The organism is Aeromonas sp. HMWF014, from assembly GCF_963878295.1.
Lineage (GTDB): Bacteria > Pseudomonadota > Gammaproteobacteria > Enterobacterales > Aeromonadaceae > Aeromonas > Aeromonas popoffii.
This window is the reverse complement of sequence record NZ_CAWNYS010000446.1, coordinates 1-3,733: the sequence shown is the minus strand read 5'-3', so window position 1 is coordinate 3,733 and position 3,733 is coordinate 1. Positions and strand designations below refer to the sequence as shown.

The following is a 3,733-nucleotide window of genomic DNA, read 5'->3' as shown; positions in this document are numbered from 1 at the left end:
GTTCCCTCCCCTCCCTTTCGCGATCGTCCGAATACGCTGCGCTATTCGAACCGACGACATTGTTGATTAATTTGTTGATCTTGCTCAGAAAACGGCCCGCTTGCACTTTTAATGCAGGCTCCGTTCGGTAACATAGCCGTTTGGCAACCGTCTCGTCGGAGTCAGCCATGAGCCAGCCCAGAGCAACACCACAGGTAACAAGCAGCAGACTGGAGGCTGAAATTCAGGGGCGGTAGCGTGGTTTTTGTAGATTGACGCAGAGCGTAGCGAAGCCCAACAGACGAGCATGATCACCTCAACCAGAGCGGAATAAACATGGATTGGGTCGATCGGTAAAACAAATTTTCCGATACGTTTCGCGGTAAACGTTGGGCTTCACTTCGTGTAGGTTGGCGCAGAGCGCAGCGAAGCCCAACAAGCGAGCATTATCACGTCAACCAAAGCGGAATAAACATGGATGGGGTCGATCGGTAAAACAAATTTGCAGATACGTTTCGTGGTAAACGTTGGGCTTCACTTCGTTCAGCACCAACCTACGATTTTTAGCCCAACATACGAGATGGTTGGCGCAGAGCATAGCCAAACCCAATATATGAGAATACATAAGCGACTGACGACCTACAGTAGGTTATTCAAGATAATAGTCATCATAATTTTATTAATGGGGGGCATATTCTTATGGAATACTCGATGGTCTTATTATTAATACCTTCTTCGTTGTTATTTGCATGAACAAAATCAATTAAAGTCTAATACCCAAGGAATAAAAATAAACATGCTGCTCAAAGAAATCATTACCATAAATTATAAAAGCGCTAAAAAAACAATACTTCAAGTTAAATCAGACTCTCCAACCGTACTAATTGGAGAAAATGACTGTGGTAAAACCACGTCACTCAATTCTATACGCTTACTGCTAGATCAATCTTTTTCAGCCTGTATTCCTAATGATAAAACAGAGAAAAATGATTTATCACACACTGCATTAACCAAGGCTGAAATCAATTCTCACTTACGTGAGCGTGGTCTTCCAGACCTATTTATTCAAATTGATGATGAACAACAAAAATTCATAGTATGCATTGGAAAATTTCAGATTGAAGGTTTTGAAAATGATTGTGAGGACTTATCTAACCACTTACGATGGGTGCTTGAATCAGCGAGACAAGGTGATGACGAGTGTAGATACTTCTATAAAGCAAAGGTAATAAATGCCATCACAGGCACATCTGAAATATTTTATGCTCATGCCCATCCTGATGATCAGAGTTTAGACAGCATTTATAGTTTCACTCAAGCCCAAGTGAACACGGCTATGAGTGTTCATAATTCATCACAAACAAATCTTGTCAACGACAATGGTGAAGGGAGGTATACCATATATGAGAGAATGCGATCAATACTAAGAACGGTTCCTTGCACGTATAAGTTTGTTAACTTTAGTGATGATGCTAAACAAAAAAAGTGGAAGCAAGACTTGCAGTATGTTTTTCCGGAGTTTGCATACTTAAGCTGGAATGAGTCGCTTGAAGGTATAACCAAAGCTGCGAATGCTATTTTAACCGATTCTATAGAAGCTGAAGTTGCTCGAGCTAAGAAAATTTCTGGAATACTCCGAACTAAAGCACAAACCAAAATCAATCAAAAACTTGAAGAATTAGGTATTCAAAATGAAGTTCCAAGTATTGAAAGCATAAGTGCTAGTGTTAACTTTGAACTAAAAAATCAACTTACTGATCTATTTGTAGGAAAAGCAAGCGCAGAAGAAAGTGTGCACATTGACAACCAAGGTGAAGGAATAAAGCGTCAAATTTGGTTTGCCCTACTTAAACTGCAAGCAGAGCAATCGACAACCACAAATAAAAGGTATATTTGGTGTTTTGATGAGCCAGAAACGCATTTACACCCACGAGCACAAAGGGAGTTTATCAATACTCTTCGCTTACTATCTGAGCAACATTTTCAAATATTGGTTAGCACTCACAGTACAATCTTTGTCAATGCATCAAAACTAGAGGATATAAATACCTTTAGAATAAAAGACAGCTATACCGAAATAGGTTCAATAGGTACTGTTGCAGATATATTTAACATATTGGGTGTGTTGAACAGTGATTTTCTATTCTTTAATAAGTTTCTAATAGTTGAGGGTAATACAGAACAGGCCCTAATCCCACTGCTCTATCATAAGTATACAGGCTATTCACTTCGTGAAAAAAACATTCAATTGATAAATTTAAAAGGGTGTACAAATGAAGATGTAGCTAATAATTTACTGGATAGCCTAATTGATGGCTTTGCAAAAAGAGACGACCTCTCTGTATATATATTTGATGCTGACACAAACAAGCAGGAAAATACTCAAGTATTCGTTGTAGGAAAACAAGACCTAGAAGACTCGCTACCGATTAACCTATGGCCGACTATAGTTCGCGAAGTCTATGGCAATGATATTGAAATAACAGATCAAGATATCACTAGTATCATCGAAACAATCCCAGTCGCACAGCGAGAAAACATCTTGCCAGCAAATCAAAAATTTGCGTCAAAATTACGTAATTTGATTCGCCAAAAATTGACTGCAATCGGAAGTGCCGAGAGAATTGATGAGTGGCCGAATAAAAGCTTTAATTGGGGAGAGATCATTGGCCGTCATATTGATAGGTCTGAAATTCCAGTTCCAATTACACGAGCATTTGATGCACTAGGCTAAAATGTTTAAAGAGATACTATCAACGCGAGACGTTTCTAGTCCGTAGGTTCGAATAACGAAGAGTATTCGGACAATCGCAAATAACACGGCTACAACATAAGCAAGGCTCGGAAAATCCCCTTGCTCGGGTTATATCGGCAGCCGTCAGCCTATAAGCGCCTGTGGTGGTCAACTTAACGACCGTCGGGCGCTTGTTATATGTTCTTCCGATCCAATGACTCGCAGGCGAGGCAGGCAAAGATGGCCACTTTGCCCTTGCTACCCACGCCCACACTCTATTTGCTGCTTGCTGCCTGAGTGATTACCCGGTTGCCGGGATAATAATCCGGCTCCCAGTGTAAGACGGCGCCACTCAACAACTATAGGTAGCGCCCCTGCCGCAGGGCGGTCAGCAACTCATCCACCAGCACTTCCACCGGTTTACCGGCATTAAGCAGATGAATTTCCGGCTGAACAGGTGCCTCATAGGCAGAGTCGATACCGGTAAAGTTGCGAATTTCACCGACCCGCGCCTTTTTATAGAGCCCCTTGGGGTCGCGCGCTTCACAGACGGCGAGCGGTGCATCCACAAACACCTCGACAAACTCGTCGGCGCCCAAGAGGTTGCGCACCAGATCCCGCTCGGCGCGAAATGGCGAGATAAAGGCGGTCAGCACAATCAGGCCCGCATCCACCATCAGTTTTGCCACCTCGCCGACCCGGCGGATATTCTCCTGGCGGGCGGCATCATCGAAACCGAGATCGCCGCACAGGCCGTGGCGCACATTGTCGCCATCCAGCAGATAGGTGTGCTTGCCCTCGGCCGCCAGCGCCTGTTCCAGCGCCCCCGCCAGGGTCGATTTACCCGCCCCCGACAACCCGGTAAACCAGATCACCAGCGGCTTCTGTCCTTTCAGCCCGGCCCGGCTTGCCTTGTTCACCGCATGCTGGTGCCACACAACGTTATTCATCCAGACTCCTTCTCTACCGCTCAATCCCTCACCCTGGCCCTCCCCCCACAGGAGAGGGCCTATCAAGCCC

Annotated in this window: 2 protein-coding genes; one reads left to right on the top strand and one right to left on the bottom strand. The window is 44.2% G+C overall.

The genetic code is table 11. From position 1 onward, the window contains the following. Positions 1–775: 775 nt before the first annotated feature. Positions 776–2,713 carry an AAA family ATPase gene (locus AAC083_RS17620; RefSeq protein ID WP_181364801.1) on the top strand — a complete coding sequence of 646 codons (1,938 nt, stop codon included), beginning with the start codon at positions 776–778 and terminating at the stop codon, positions 2,711–2,713. Positions 2,714–3,072: 359 nt separating this feature from the next. Here the strand turns inward: AAC083_RS17620 and cysC are convergent, their stop codons facing one another. After that, complete coding sequence (gene cysC, locus AAC083_RS17615) at positions 3,073–3,663, bottom strand: adenylyl-sulfate kinase (RefSeq protein ID WP_108537286.1); 591 nt, start codon at positions 3,661–3,663, stop codon at positions 3,073–3,075. Between the last annotated feature and the right edge of the window lie 70 nt (positions 3,664–3,733).

Excerpts from the sequence above, each read along its gene's own strand:
- cysC (WP_108537286.1), bottom strand. The coding sequence starts at position 3,663 with ATGAATAACGTTGTGTGGCACCAGCATGCGGTGAACAAGGCAAGCCGG.
- AAC083_RS17620 (WP_181364801.1), top strand. The coding sequence starts at position 776 with ATGCTGCTCAAAGAAATCATTACCATAAATTATAAAAGCGCTAAAAAA.